Below are 14,505 nucleotides of genomic sequence, written 5' to 3'. Positions count from 1 at the left end.
ATCAGTAAGCCTCGCGGAAGCGCTTGCGCAGATAGAACCCGGCGAGATTGAAGCCGAGCGTCATGATGAAAAGCACAAGACCGGTAGAAAAGATGGTGGAGTAGGCCAGCGAACCATGGGGCAGGTCACCCAGGCTGACCTGCACAATATAGGCGGTGATGGTGGCGGCGCCTTCGCGCGGGTCGAAGGTCAGGTTGGGGTTCTGTCCCGCCGCGATGGCGAGAACCATGGTTTCGCCCACGGCGCGGGACATGCCGAGGATGAACGCGGCAGTAATGCCCGAAAAGGCGCCGGGCACGACCACGCGCAGCGCCACCTGCCATTTGGACATGCCCAGCGCATAGGCGCCCTCGCGGAGCCCGTTGGGCACCGCCCGCATGGCGTCCTCGCTGACCGAGACCACGTAGGGCAGAATCATGATGCCAAGGATGATGCCCGGAACCAGCAGATTGATGCCGGCAAGCCCCGGGATGAATTTCTGCAGGAATGGAGTCATGACCAGTAGCGCGAAGTAGCCGTAGACCACGGTCGGCACCGCCTCAAGCAGTTCCAGCGCCGGTTTCATGATTTCCCGGACCTTCGGGTTGGCGTACTCGCTCAGGTAGATGGACATGAGCAGCCCCATCGGTACGGCGATCATCATGGCCAGTGCCGCGGTCTGCAGGGTCGCCAGCAGCAGAGGCAGCACGCCGAACTGGGGATTGGCAAACACCGGTGTCCACATGGTGCCCGTCAGGAAATCGATAATCGACACCTGGGCAAAAAACTCCCAGGACTCCGAGACAAGAATCACCACAATTGCCGTTGTGACAAACACGGACAGTGCGGCGCACAGAAAAAGAAGCACCGACATCACCCGACTCAGCAGCTTGCGTCGGGCGACAAATCCCGATGCAACCAGTTCCGTCGCATTTGGAATTCTGGTTGGAGCCATGCGTCCCCCTGGCCTCAAAAACAAGAAAGGCGAGTGGCCTCTGTGACCACTCGCCCCGGTGCGTCAGAGCTTACTCGATTGCCAGCAGGTCCTCTATCATCACGCCGACTTCCGAGCCGCCATCGAAATAGCTTCCTGTCTTGCGTGCCTTGATCTTCGCACGGCCCATTTCGAACGCTTCTTCCGGCAGTGGGACATAGCCCACTTCCTCAACCAGGAATACGCCGTTCTCGGGATCCATCATGTAATCGGCATAAGCCTGCACCGCAGGCCGATCAAGGGCGGAGGCGTTGACGTACATGAACAGTGGCCGTGACAGCGGCTGGTAGCTGCCGTCGCGCGCAGTTTCGACGCTGGGGCCTACGCAGCTGCCGTCTTCCTGTCTGATCGTCACGGCACGGAGACGGCTGCGGTTCTCGTCGAGGTAGGCAAGGCCAAGGAAACCGAAGGCATTGCGATCCGAGGAGACGCCCTGAACGGTGACGTTATCGTCCTCCGTCGCGGTAAAGTCGCCACGCGAGTAATGCTCCACGCCGGTGAGCGCAAACGTGTAATAGTCATAAGTGCCCGAGTCCACCCCGGCGCCAAACAGGCGCAACGGCGCATCCGGGAAGGTGTCACGTATCTGGTTCCAGTTGGTGATCGTGCCCTGGGCCTCGGGCTCCCACATGCGACGCAGCTCGTCGACAGTCATGCATTGCGCCCAGTCGTTGTCCGGATGGACAACGTTGGCGAGAGCGTCCATGGCGATGGGCAGCTCTATGAACTCAACCCCATTTTCACGGCATTCCTCCAATTCACCCTTGCGAATCGGTCTTGACGCCCCGGTAAAGTCCGTTTCGCCGCGGCAGAATTTTTTGAATCCGCCGCCGGTACCAGACAGGCCGACCGTCACGCGCGTGCGCGTCTCGATCTGGAATTCTTCCGCGAAAGCCTCGGAAATCGGGAACACGGTGGAGGATCCATCAATGGAAATGACTTCCCGTGCCGCTGCAGCGACAGCCAGCGTGGCACTGAGGATCGAGACAGTAAGGATCGATCGGTATGTGGTCATAAACTCCTCTGGCTTTCAATCGCCGTGGATACAGGTAACGCAGTCTGACATTGCTGACGGGGCTCCAGTCGGAATGCTGGCCAGCACTGCCCGGCAGGACAGGATGCCTGCAAATTGTTACAGAAATATGACGGATCGTCGCATACCGCCGTCATCCCTCGATACCGGTGGCCACGGTATGCTGGCGGCATTGCGGATCCGAGCAACCGTTGTGTCGCGTGAAGTGTATCCTGATTGTTCGTGGTCGTCAGTTGGCAGGCGCCATGCCGACGTGTGGCGACGGCGGATTCTTTTGTCGAAACCGGTTGACCCGCTATCGACGCATACCTATACTACGCCACCTCAACGGAGGCAGCTTGAGGGCGGTTTCCGGGGTAGTAACGCAGGTAGCAGTAGGTATGCGTTTCTATCATGAGCGTGTTTTGATGCGGGGTGGAGCAGCCTGGTAGCTCGTCGGGCTCATAACCCGAAGGTCGTCGGTTCAAATCCGGCCCCCGCTACCAATTTGCATCACTTGCTCCGATACCAGTGATGCGACGTGAAAAGCCCCTTTATGGGGCTTTTTCGTATATGGCGTCTTTTTCGTAGATGATGTAAAGGCTTGACGGGAGATCCGTGAGCAGCAGAGAAGAGACATTGCGGCAGCTGCTGCAGCCGACAGTGGAGGCGCTGGGCTTCGAGCTATGGGGAGTCGAGCACCTGTCTCAGGGGCGCCACAGTGTGCTCAGGTTGTATATCGACCGCGATGCCGGCATTAGCGTTGACGACTGCGCACTGGTCAGTGCCCAGGTCGGCAGCGTGCTGGATGTCGAGGACCCCATTGCCGGCGATTACACGCTCGAGGTCTCATCGCCGGGCCTTGACCGCCGTCTGTTCAGTCTCCCGCAGTATGACCGGTTCAGCGGAGAGGCGGTGGACGTGAGATTGCGCACGCCCTATGAGGGCCAGCGCCGTTTTCGTGGGGTTCTCAAGGGCATAGAGGGCGAGGATGTTGTGGTGCAGGTAGAAGATCACGAGTACCTGCTGCCGTTTGATCAAATAGACAAGGCACGTGTAGAGCTCAAGGCGTAGCCTTGGCGTCGGCCTGGGGCAAGGTGACTGATGACGAAAGAAATCCTGCTGGTTGCAGAAGCGGTATCCAACGAAAAGGGCGTATCCGAGGATATCATCTTCGAGGCCATTGAGCTCGCCCTGGCGACTGCCACCAAGAAGCGCTACGACGAGGACGCCGACATCGAGGTCACCATTGATCGCAAGACCGGTGACTACGAAACCGTGCGTCGATGGCTTGTGGTTCCCGATGACGAAATAGCACTGCTCGGCACGCAGCTCACCACCGAGGAAGCCATTGAGAAGGATCCGGCACTGAAGCCCGGCGATATCTTCGAAGAGCAGGTGGAAAACGTGAGCTTCGGGCGTATTGCCGCCCAGACAGCCAAGCAGGTGATCGTACAGCGAGTCCGCGATGCCGAGCGTCAGCAGGTGGTTGAGGCGTATCAGAGTCGAGTGGGTGAGCTGGTGGCTGGCACCGTGAAGAAAGTCACCCGCGACAATGTCATCGTGGATCTTGGAAACAACGCCGAGGGTTTGCTGCCGCGGGATCAGCTGGTCGGTCGCGAGACATTCCGGGTCAACGACCGGGTGCGGGCCATTCTGCGCGAAATCAGCAGCGAGACCCGTGGGCCCCAGCTTATTCTCAGCCGCTCGTGCCCCGAGATGCTGATTGAACTGTTCAAGATCGAAGTGCCGGAGATCGCGGAAGAGGTTATCCAGATTCGCAGCGCCGCCCGCGATCCGGGTTCGCGGGCAAAAATCGCAGTGAAAACCAACGACCAGCGCATTGACCCGGTGGGAGCCTGTGTGGGCATGCGCGGTTCGCGCGTGCAGGCAGTATCCAATGAGCTGGACAATGAGCGTGTGGATATCGTCCTCTGGGACGATAATCCTGCCCAGCTCGTCATCAACGCCATGTCGCCGGCGGAAGTGGAGTCCATCGTTGTCGATGAGGATGGCCACACCATGGACGTGGCAGTGTCCGAGGGCAATCTCGCACAGGCCATCGGCCGCTCGGGTCAGAATGTTCGTCTCGCCAGCGAGCTCACCGGCTGGACCATCAACGTCATGAGCAATGAAGAGGCGGCCGAGAAGCATGAGGCCGAAGCGGGCCAGATTATCCAGAACTTCATGGATCAGCTGGACATTGACGAAGACGTTGCGGACATCCTGGTCGAAGAGGGATTTACTACCCTGGAAGAGGTGGCTTACGTGCCCCTGGATGAGATGACCGCTATCGAGGGCTTTGACGAGGATATCGCCGAAGAGCTCAGGGCGAGAGCCAAGGACGCGCTGTTGACGATGGCGATCGCGTCCGAGGAGCAGCTGGGTTCGAACGAGCCGGCGGAAGATCTGATTGGCATGGACGGGATGGACCGCCATCTTGCCTATGTCCTGGCCAGCCGCGGTGTGGTGACAATGGAAGACCTCGCCGAACAGGGTGTCGACGAATTGATGGATATTGAAGAGATGACGGAAGCGCGCGCGGGCGAATTGATTATGACGGCGCGCAAACCCTGGTTCGAGGAAGACGCACAGTAAACGCGACGTCGGGTTGCGAGGACGGATGTGGTTTTCAGTCGGCAGGGTACCAAAGGAGAGTATTGAATGGCGCAGGTGACAGTAGAGCAACTGGCGAAATCCGTGAATGCATCGGTTGAGCGTCTGCTCAAGCAGATGAAGGACGCCGGTTTGCCGCACAACGGTGCCGATGAGGTGGTGTCCGATGAGGACAAGCAGACGCTGCTGGCTTTTTTGAAGCGTAACCACGGTGAATCCACGGATGCACCGCGCAAGATCACGCTCAAGCGCAAGACGATCAGCACCTTGCGCACCGGTGGGTCACAGGGCAAGAAGACCGTGAACGTCGAGGTCCGCAAGAAGCGCACCTATATCAAGCGTGACGACGAGGCCGAGAGCGCACCGGAAGATGTGGTGGATTCGCCTGCAGCGGAGACGCTGAGCGAGGCTGCCGGTGAAGGTCCCGCGACGTCCAGTACGGAAACAGTGACGGCGGCGGAGGTTGCGCCTGAGGTACCTGTCGAGCCGCCGGTAGAGGCGCCGACGGTGACAGAGCCTGAAACGGCGCCCGAACCCACGCCCGAGCCTGAACCCGAGCCTGACGAAGAAGACCTTGATCCCGCCAATCTGGATCCGGAAGTGCTCCGCCAGCGCGCCGCACTGCGCCGCCAGAAAAAGGAGCAGGAAGAAGCCGCGGCCCGCGAGGCTGCGGTTGCAGCACGCAAGGCTGAGGAAGAGCAGAAGGAGGCCGCGGAAACGGCTCGCAAGGCCCGCGAGGAAGCCTCGCGCAAGCCCAAGCGGCTGCATGCGGCACCAACCGAGCCGGCGGCGCGTGAAGAGCCGCGACGCAACAAGAGTACACGGGGACGCCTGAACCGCAGTGACACGCTTGGCCGTGGCAAGCAGCGTGGTCACAATCTGTCACTGTCCGATCTTGAGGCGGCTGAAAGCGGACGCCTGCGTCGCCGTGGCGGGCGCAAGAAGATGAAGGCCACCCACGAAGAACACGGCAGACATGGATTCGAGATGCCCACAGAGAAGAAAGTCTACGATGTCGAAATCGCAGACATGATCACGGTGGGCGGACTTGCGCAGCAGATGTCCGTGAAATCCGGCGAAGTGATCAAGGAGCTGATGAAGCTCGGCGTGATGGCGACCATCAATCAGATGATTGATCGCGACACCGCGACGCTGGTCGTGGAGGAACTCGGGCACAATGTGAGGCACATCAGCGCCGATGCACTCGAGGATGATCTGACCGAAACGCTGTCCCAGCACGATGGCACCCCCGAACCACGGGCGCCTGTAGTCACCGTCATGGGTCACGTGGACCACGGCAAGACGTCCCTGCTCGACTTCATCCGCAAGGCTCACGTGGCCTCGGGTGAGGCAGGGGGTATTACGCAGCACATTGGTGCCTACCACGTGGAAACCGGTCACGGCATGGTGTCGTTTCTGGATACCCCGGGCCACGCGGCGTTTACCGCCATGCGCGCCCGGGGTGCCAAGAGCACGGACATCGTGATCCTGGTAGTGGCAGCAGATGACGGCGTCATGCCGCAGACCATCGAGGCCGTGCAGCACGCACGCGCCGCCAGGGTGCCGCTGATTGTGGCGGTCAACAAGATGGACAAGGAAGGTGCCGATCCCGATCGCGTCAAGAACGAGCTGTCTGCGCAGGAAGTCATTCCGGAAGAGTGGGGGGGCGACACGCAGTTCGTACCGGTTTCCGCCATTACCGGCGACGGCATTGAGGATCTTCTGGATGCGGTGCTGCTGCAGGCAGAGCTGCTGGAGCTGAAGGCGCCGCGGGACGTGCCCGGCCAGGGTCTGGTGATCGAGTCGCGCCTCGACAAAGGGCGTGGCCCGGTGGCATCACTGCTGGTGCAAAGCGGTACCCTGCGACAGGGTGATATCGTGCTCGCCGGTTCACATTATGGTCGCGTTCGCGCCATGCTGGACGAAAACGGCGTCAGTATCGAGGAAGCCGGTCCGAGCATTCCGGTGGAGATACTGGGCCTCGACGGTACGCCGGATGCCGGTGACCAGTTCGCGGTTGTCGAAAGCGAGAAGCGTGCCCGCGACGTCGCGGCCTTCCGTCAGGAAAAAACCCGCGACAACAAGCTGCAGCGGCAGCAGGCGGCGAAGCTCGACAATATGTTCGAGAGCATGACGGCGGGCGAGAAGCGCACGCTGAATGTTGTGGTCAAGGCGGATGTCCGCGGTTCCCTCGAGGCGATCCAGACCGCGTTGCTCGATCTTGGCAACGAGGAAGTGCAGGTGAACATCGTATCCAGCGGCGTTGGCGGCATCGCCGAAACCGACGTCACACTGGCCATGACATCCGATGCGGTTATTTTCGGTTTCAACGTGCGCGCCGATGCCTCGGCGCGGCGACTGGTGGAGGCCGAGGGTGTGGATCTGCGTTACTACAACGTGATCTACAATCTTATCGACGACGTCAAGCTGGCGCTTACCGGCATGCTGGCGCCGGAGATGCGCGAGGAAATCGTGGGCATTGCCGAAGTGCGCGATGTCTTCAGCTCGCCGAAGTTCGGCCAGATTGCCGGCTGCATGGTCACGGAAGGCACGGTCTACCGCTCCAAGCCCATCCGCGTGCTGCGTGACAACGTGGTGATCTATGAAGGTGAGCTGGAGTCACTGCGCCGCTTCAAGGACGATGCCAGCGAAGTGCGCAATGGCATGGAGTGCGGTATCGGCGTCAAGAACTACACCGACGTCAAGGTGGGCGACCAGATCGAAGTGTTCGAAGTCAAGGAGATTGCCCGCACACTGTAAGTGGCGGGTGATATCGACCGATGGCACGGGAATTCAGTCGCACGCAGCGGGTTGCAGATTATCTGCAGCGTGAGCTGGCGACCCTGATCCAGCAGGAACTGCGTGATCCCAGGCTGGGCATGATCAGTCTTACCAGTGTCGACGTCAGTCGCGATCTCGGCTACGCGAAGATCTATTACACCCAGCTCGGGGTAGACAGCGAGGAAGACGCGAAGGAAACCAGTGAGGTCCTGAACCGGGCGAGTGGGTTTCTGCGCAGCCTGCTGTCCCGGGAAGCGACCATGCGCAGCGTGCCTAAGTTGACTTTCCGCTTTGACCGCAGCGTGGGTCGAGGTCGTGAGATGGAGTCCCTGATCAGCGAGGCGAAAGCCAGCGACAGGGCGCTGGACGCCCTGCGCGGCGATGCCGGCGACGACGCCAGTGCCGACGACGACAACAAGGGCGGGCACTGAGGCATGGCTCGACGGCGGCGTGGTCGGCCAATCGATGGCATTCTCATTCTCGACAAGCCTGCTGGCCTTTCTTCCAACAAGGCCCTGCAGCGTGTCAGGCACCTGTTCAATGCGGCCAAGGCCGGGCATACGGGCAGCCTCGATCCACTCGCCACGGGTGTCCTGCCATTGTGTTTTGGCGAGGCTACCAAGCTGTCGCAGTATCTGCTCGACGCGGACAAGATCTACGAGAGCACCTTTACCCTGGGTGTTGCCACCACGACGGGAGACGCCGAGGGCGAGGAACGTTCGCGTGCGGATGCCAGCGCTATCACGCGGGATCAGGTCGAGGCGGCCATGGCGCCTTTCTGCGGCAGTATCGAGCAGATACCGTCGATGTACTCGGCCATAAAGCACGAGGGGCGACCGCTTTACGAGCTTGCCCGCAAGGGTATCGAGGTACCCCGAAAAGCACGCCGCATTACTCTCTACAGCTACAGTCTCCTCGCGTTCCGCCCGGGTCCGGTTGCCGAAGTCGATGTGCGGGTGCACTGCAGTAAAGGAACCTATATCCGTTCCCTGGCAGAGGATCTGGGCGAGAGCCTTGGCTGCGGCGCGCATGTTTCGCGGCTGCGTCGCGTCAAGTCCGGGCCTTTTTCACTCGACGAGTCGGTTTCCCTTCCCGTGCTGGAGAGTCTGCAGGGCAGTGGTGATTTGTCCGCGATGGATGCGCTGCTGCTGCCGTCCCAGCGTGCCCTGCTGGGAATGCCCAAGGTCACTCTGAGCGAATCGGCCGGGTTTTACCTGCGCCAGGGTCAGGCAGTGCTCGTGCCAAATGCACCCTGCGATGGTATGGTGCGCTGTTCTCTGGAGGATGGAGAATTTCTGGGTATTGGCGAAATATTGGACGACGGGCGGGTTGCGCCGCGTCGACTGATGGTCACCACGAGGTGACGCGAACCTGTCTGTCAATCTGCACGGACAGGCTCTTTAGCAATCGGGGTATACAGCCCGCTTTCAGGCGGCCACCCCGGCAGATTACAAGAGGATATGACAATGGCATTAACAGTTGAGAAGAAATCGGAAATCGTACAGGAATACCAGCGTGGAGAGGGTGACACAGGGTCCCCGGAAGTGCAGGTCGCTCTGCTGACGGCGAATATTGAACAGCTGCGTGATCACTTCCAGACACACAAGCACGATCACCACTCACGACGCGGTCTGATTCGCATGGTGAATCAGCGTCGTAAGCTGCTGGATTACCTGAAGCGCAAAGATGCGTCGCGTTACCTTGATCTGATCAAGCGTCTGGGCCTGCGTCGATAAGCGCTGCCCACTCTACCGGGGCCGGGTGCCCCGGTAGTCATGTAAAGAACAGGAGAAGACAGTGAATCCAGTAACCAAGACATTCCAGTACGGCGGGCAGACCGTTACGCTGGAGACCGGGCGCATCGCCCGGCAGGCGACCGGCGCAGTGCTGGTCACGGTAGAGAACACCTCGGTACTCGTCACGGTGGTGGCGGAGAAAACTGCCCGCGCGGGACAGCCATTTTTCCCCCTGGCAGTCCATTACGTCGAGAAAACGTATTCTGTCGGCAAGATCCCCGGTGGTTTTTTCAAGCGCGAGGGACGTCCCAGCGAAAAAGAGACGCTGACGTCGCGATTGATCGACCGGCCTATCCGACCGCTGTTTCCCAACGGCTTCATGAACGAGGTGCAGGTGATCTGTACCGTCATGTCAGCGGACAAGCATATTGATCCCGATATTCCGGCGATGATCGGTACCTCGGCCGCGCTGGCCATCTCCGGCTGCCCGTTCAACGGCCCCATTGGTGGCGCGCGCGTTGGCTTCACCGAATCCGAGGGTTACCTTCTCAATCCGTCTTACGCCAAGCTTGGCGATAGCAAGCTGGACATGGTGGTAGCCGGAACCTCGGATGCGGTCCTCATGGTAGAGTCCCAGGCTGCAGAGCTGACAGAAGACCAGATGCTGGGCGCGGTACTCTTTGCCCATCAGGAAATGCAGGTTGTCATTCAGGCCATCAACGAACTGGTGGCGGAAGCTGGCAAGCCGCGCTGGGACTGGGAGCCCGTAGAGCCTGACGCGGAGCTGGTGTCGGCCGTTGAGGCGCAGGCAAAGGCCGGGCTCGCCGAGGCCTACAGGATTACCGACAAGGCGCAGCGCTACGAGAAGGTGTCGCAGATCCGCAGTGCCTGTACCGATGCTCTGGCCGTAGAAGGTGGCCCGTCAGCCGATGACGTCAAGGATGTGTTCAAGGCGGTGGAGAAGGCGCTGGTCCGTGAGAACATACTGAACGGTGAGCCACGTATTGACGGTCGCGACACCCGCACGGTGCGTCCGATTGCCTGCGAAGTCGACATCCTGCCCAAGGTACACGGCTCGGCGCTGTTTACCCGTGGCGAGACCCAGGCGATCGGTGCGGTCACGCTGGGCTCCACCCGGGATGCACAGATCATCGATGCGCTGGAAGGCGAGCGTCGCGATCCTTTCATGCTGCACTACAACTTTCCTCCCTATTCCGTGGGCGAGGCCGGGCGCGTGGGTTTCACCAACCGTCGCGAAGTCGGTCACGGTCGCCTGGCCCGTCGCGGTCTTGCCGCGGTGCTGCCGAAGGAAGACGAGTTCCCCTACACCATCCGTCTTGTCTCGGAGATTACCGAGTCCAACGGTTCAAGCTCCATGGCATCTGTCTGTGTGGGCTCGCTGGCGATGATGGCCGCAGGGGTGCCGCTGAAGGCACCGGTGGCCGGTATTGCCATGGGTCTGGTCAAGGAGGGCAACCAGTTTGCCGTTCTCACGGACATTCTGGGTGATGAGGATCACCTTGGCGATATGGATTTCAAGGTGGCCGGTACCGCAAATGGCGTGACTGCCCTGCAGATGGATATCAAGATTGAGGGTATTACCGAGCAGATCATGGAGATCGCGCTTGAGCAGGCACAGCATGCGCGCCTGCATATTCTCGGCCAGATGAACCAGGTCATGTCGGAGCCGCGCAAGGTCACGTCTGCCAACGCGCCGAGCATGCTGACGCTGAAAGTGGATGCAGACAAGATCCGCGACATCATCGGCAAGGGCGGTGCGACAATCCGCATGATTACCGAGGAGTCCGGCGCGACGGTGGATATCGATGACGACGGGACGGTCCGCGTTTTCGGCCAGGATCAGCACGCACGGGATGCGGCGATCCGCATGATCGAGGAAATCACCGCCGAGGCCGAAGTGGGTGCGGTCTACACCGGCAAGGTGGCGCGCATTGTCGATTTCGGCGCCTTCGTCAACATTCTGCCAGGCAAGGATGGTCTGGTGCACATCTCCCAGATCGCCAATGAGCGGGTAGAGAACGTGTCCGACTACCTCAAGGAAGGCGAGGATGTCCGGGTGAAGGTGCTGGATGTCGATCAGCGTGGCCGCATCAAGCTCTCCATCAAAGAGCTGCTTGAGGACGAGGCGCCTGCCGCGGAAGAGGCGTCAGCCGACGACGCCGAGGCTCCCAACGAGGATGCCTGACGTGCCTGCCCGCGACCGTTGCGGGTAGCATTGTTCCAGACAGCAAACGGAAACAGGCCGGCCGCGGTAATAGCGGGCCGGCCTTTTTTTGTCCCCGCTTTCTGTGCCCGGGACGCTCATGGGCGGCTCAGTGCGACTGGCGTTCGGCGATCAGGGACTCCACAACCTCGGGATCCGCCAGGGTGCTGGTATCGCCGAGACTGTCCAGCTCGTTTTCGGCGATCTTGCGAAGAATACGGCGCATGATCTTGCCGGAACGCGTTTTCGGCAGCCCTGGCGCCCACTGGATGATATCCGGTTTTGCGATGGGTCCGATTTCTTCGACACAGAGTGCTATCAGCTCGGCCTTCAGGGCATCATCGGGCGTCACGCCCTGCATCGGCGTGACATAACAGTAGATCCCCTGGCCCTTGATATCGTGGGGAAAGCCCACCACCGCAGCTTCGGCAATCTTGTCGTGGAGCACTAGCGCGCTCTCGACTTCTGCAGTGCCCATGCGGTGGCCGGAGACATTGAGAACGTCGTCCACGCGACCGGTAATCCAGTAATAGCCGTCTTCGTCACGCGTGGCGCCGTCACCGGTGAAATAGTAACCGGGGTAGGTGCTGAAATAGGTGTCGATGAGGCGCTGGTGATCACCGTAGACTGTGCGTATCTGTCCCGGCCAGGAGGCGCGGATTACCAGGTAGCCGGCGCCGGCTCCCTCGATTTCAGCGCCCTCCTCATTCAACAGCGCCAGGTCCACGCCAAAGAAGGGGAAGGAGGCAGAGCCCGGCTTGAGCGGGGTTGCACCGGGGAAGGGCGTGATCATCATGCCGCCGGTTTCGGTCTGCCACCAGGTATCCACGATCGGGCAGCGGGACTCGCCAACGACGCGGTAGTACCATTCCCACGCTTCCGGGTTGATGGGTTCGCCCACAGAGCCCAGCAATCGCAGGCTGGAGCGCGATGTGCGTTTCACCGGCTCGTCGCCGACCGCATGCAGAGCGCGCAGGGCCGTGGGCGCGGTATAGAAAATGTTGACCTGGTGCTTGTCGATCACCTGCCAGAAGCGGCCCGGGTCCGGATAGGTCGGGACGCCCTCGAATATCATTGTCGTCGCGCCGTTGCACAGAGGCCCATAGACAATGTAGCTGTGTCCTGTGACCCAGCCGACATCTGCGGTACACCAGAAAACCTCGCCATCCCGGTAGTCGAATACGTAGTGAAAGCTCGACGCGGCGTGGAGCAGGTAGCCGCCCGTCGTGTGCAGCACCCCCTTGGGCTTTCCGGTGGATCCCGAGGTGTAGAGAATGAAGAGAGGGTCCTCTGCGTCCATGACCTCCGCTTCGCAGTCGCTGTCCGCGGCAGCGCTGGCCTGGCTGTAGTCAACATCACGTGTGTCATGCCAGTCGACCTCTGCACCTGTGCGAGCGACAACAATACAGCTGTGGACGTCCGGACAGGCATCGAGAGCCTTGTCGACGTTGCGCTTGAGCGCGACACGCTTGCCGCCCCGCAAACCTTCATCGGCGGTGATAACGACACTGCAGCTGCTGTCGAGAATGCGGTCCTTGAGGGCCTCGGGTGAAAAGCCGCCAAACACCACCGAATGAATGGCGCCGATGCGGGTGCAGGCCAGCATGGCGAAAGCCGCTTCGGGAATCATGGGCATATAGATGCATACGCGATCCCCCCGCTGGATGCCGCGGCTTTTCAGCACGTTGGCAAGCCGGCACACCGCGTCCTTGAGTTCGGCGTAGGTGATGATACGGCTGTCAGTGGGGTCATCGCCCTCCCAGATGATAGCTGGCTGCTGCGCTTTTTCCGGCAGGTGACGGTCGATGCAGTTGACCGAGACGTTCAGTTTTCCGCCCGAAAACCACGCCGCCTCGCCCTTCGGAAAATCATAGCTGACGACCTCATTCCAGGGCTGGTGCCAGTGAAGGAAGCGCGTCGCCATCTCGCCCCAGAACGTCGCGGGATCCTCGATGGACTCACGGTACATGGCCGCATAGTTGTCTGCCGTAATGTGCGCGCCTTTGAAGGATTCCGGAACCGGATGGACGGGAAACTCAGACATGTACGGATCTCCTGCGGGAACGTGATGCGGCCATGATAGTGCTCCTGACCGGGAGCGCAAGGATCCTGTCCGCAGTGCTGCCACAGTCTGGCCGATGACTGCGGCACGGGGTCGTCAGGGGCTTGCGAGCATGCCCCAGTCGGACGCGGGATTGAGGCTGAGTCGGACGTTGTCGATGAGTCGTGTTCTGCCAAGCCTGGCTGCGGCGAGAATGGCGATTTCTTCGGTGTCTTCAGTGACATTGCGCAGCGTGTGTGCGTCGCGGATGGCGAAGTAGTCGGGTGTGAACCCTGCCTGCAGAAGCTTCATGCGCGCATGCGACTCGAGCTGCAGGAAGTTGTCAAAGCCACAGGCTATCGCGTCCCGGCAGCTGGCGAGGGTCTCATGCAGCAGCGGGGCAATGCGTCGCTGTGCCGGCGACAGGTAGCTGTTGCGGGAACTCAGCGCAAGTCCGTCGATGTCGCGCACCGTGGGCACCCCGATGACCTCCACTGGCATGCACAGATCGGTGACCATCTTGCGGACGATGGACAGCTGCTGGAAATCTTTCTCGCCGAACAGGGCGATGTCCGGACGCACAATGTTGAACAGCTTCGCCACAATAGTGGTCACGCCATTGAAATGCCCGGGCCGGCTGCTGCCGCACAGCGTCTCGGAGAGATCGGGCACTTCAACCTGTGTGTGGCGCTGCAGGCCTTCAGGGTAGATGTCTGCCGTATCGGGGGTATAAAGCAGATGCGCGCCCTCACCGAAGAGCTTCTCCTTATCGGCAGCGAGTGTTCTCGGGTAGTTCTCGAGGTCCTCTCCAGCACCGAACTGCAGTGGGTTCACGTAGATGCTGACGACAACGACATCCGCCTTTTCCCGGGCGCGGCGCACAAGCTGGATGTGACCCTCGTGCAGGTTGCCCATGGTCGGTACAAATGCAATCCGCTGCCCTTTATTGCGAACCTCGGAAAGTCGCGCCTGCAGCTGACCCTTGTTGCCAGTTGTTCGCATGGTGTAACGCCCCCGCTTGCGGTCAGGGAAGAGGCCTGTTGCGACCCCGGTATTGTGTCGTCTCCCCTCAGGGAGAGCCGAGTATGCCGCAAGCCCTGTGTCCGGGCAATACGCACAACG

General features: G+C 60.6%; 11 protein-coding genes and 1 tRNA gene. 8 read left to right on the top strand and 4 right to left on the bottom strand.

Features of this window, described 5'->3' with window-relative positions:
- Window position 1 precedes the first annotated feature (1 nt).
- Together pstC and EV688_RS11805 are read right to left on the bottom strand one after the other, a co-directional pair.
- A complete protein-coding gene (pstC, locus tag EV688_RS11810; protein ID WP_117318535.1) occupies window positions 2-934 on the bottom strand; it encodes a phosphate ABC transporter permease subunit PstC in 933 nt (310 codons plus the stop codon).
- 70 nt (window positions 935-1,004) lie between these two features.
- A complete protein-coding gene (locus tag EV688_RS11805; protein WP_117318537.1) occupies window positions 1,005-1,988 on the bottom strand; it encodes a PstS family phosphate ABC transporter substrate-binding protein in 984 nt (327 codons plus the stop codon).
- A gap of 426 nt (window positions 1,989-2,414) precedes the next feature.
- Here EV688_RS11805 and EV688_RS11800 point away from each other — a divergent pair.
- The 8 genes from EV688_RS11800 (at window position 2,415) to pnp (ending at window position 11,324) form a co-directional block, all read left to right on the top strand.
- A tRNA-Met gene (locus EV688_RS11800) sits at window positions 2,415-2,491 on the top strand.
- 112 nt (window positions 2,492-2,603) lie between these two features.
- Window positions 2,604-3,059, top strand: a complete 456-nt coding sequence (gene rimP, locus EV688_RS11795) for a ribosome maturation factor RimP (protein ID WP_117318539.1) — start codon at window positions 2,604-2,606, stop codon at window positions 3,057-3,059.
- Window positions 3,060-3,089: 30 nt separating this feature from the next.
- Window positions 3,090-4,583, top strand: a complete 1,494-nt coding sequence (gene nusA, locus EV688_RS11790) for a transcription termination factor NusA (RefSeq protein ID WP_117318541.1) — start codon at window positions 3,090-3,092, stop codon at window positions 4,581-4,583.
- 66 nt (window positions 4,584-4,649) lie between these two features.
- Window positions 4,650-7,361, top strand: a complete 2,712-nt coding sequence (infB, locus tag EV688_RS11785) for a translation initiation factor IF-2 (protein WP_117318543.1) — start codon at window positions 4,650-4,652, stop codon at window positions 7,359-7,361.
- 20 nt (window positions 7,362-7,381) lie between these two features.
- Window positions 7,382-7,813, top strand: a complete 432-nt coding sequence (rbfA, locus tag EV688_RS11780) for a 30S ribosome-binding factor RbfA (protein ID WP_117318545.1) — start codon at window positions 7,382-7,384, stop codon at window positions 7,811-7,813.
- Between the two features lie 3 nt (window positions 7,814-7,816).
- On the top strand, window positions 7,817-8,746 hold the full coding sequence (truB, locus tag EV688_RS11775) for a tRNA pseudouridine(55) synthase TruB (protein WP_117318547.1): 930 nt from the start codon (window positions 7,817-7,819) through the stop codon (window positions 8,744-8,746).
- Window positions 8,747-8,848: 102 nt separating this feature from the next.
- The gene (gene rpsO / locus EV688_RS11770) at window positions 8,849-9,118 is read left to right on the top strand and encodes a 30S ribosomal protein S15 (protein WP_117318549.1); all 270 of its coding nucleotides are present in this window, start codon (window positions 8,849-8,851) and stop codon (window positions 9,116-9,118) included.
- A gap of 61 nt (window positions 9,119-9,179) precedes the next feature.
- Window positions 9,180-11,324, top strand: coding sequence for a polyribonucleotide nucleotidyltransferase (pnp, locus tag EV688_RS11765; RefSeq protein ID WP_117318551.1), 2,145 nt, complete (start codon window positions 9,180-9,182; stop codon window positions 11,322-11,324).
- 127 nt (window positions 11,325-11,451) lie between these two features.
- On the opposite strand, the gene acs is transcribed toward pnp, so the two are convergent.
- Window positions 11,452-13,386: an acetate--CoA ligase gene (gene acs / locus EV688_RS11760; protein WP_117318553.1), complete on the bottom strand. Its 1,935-nt coding sequence runs from the start codon at window positions 13,384-13,386 to the stop codon at window positions 11,452-11,454.
- 114 nt (window positions 13,387-13,500) lie between these two features.
- Window positions 13,501-14,385 carry a pantoate--beta-alanine ligase gene (panC, locus tag EV688_RS11755; protein WP_117318555.1) on the bottom strand — a complete coding sequence of 295 codons (885 nt, stop codon included), beginning with the start codon at window positions 14,383-14,385 and terminating at the stop codon, window positions 13,501-13,503.
- Window positions 14,386-14,505 lie beyond the last annotated feature (120 nt).

The sequence above is a fragment of the Chromatocurvus halotolerans genome, from assembly GCF_004340525.1.
GTDB classification, from domain to species: Bacteria; Pseudomonadota; Gammaproteobacteria; order Pseudomonadales; family Halieaceae; genus Chromatocurvus; species Chromatocurvus halotolerans.
The sequence above is the reverse complement of the archived record's forward strand: the minus strand, read 5'-3'. Positions and strand labels throughout refer to the sequence as shown.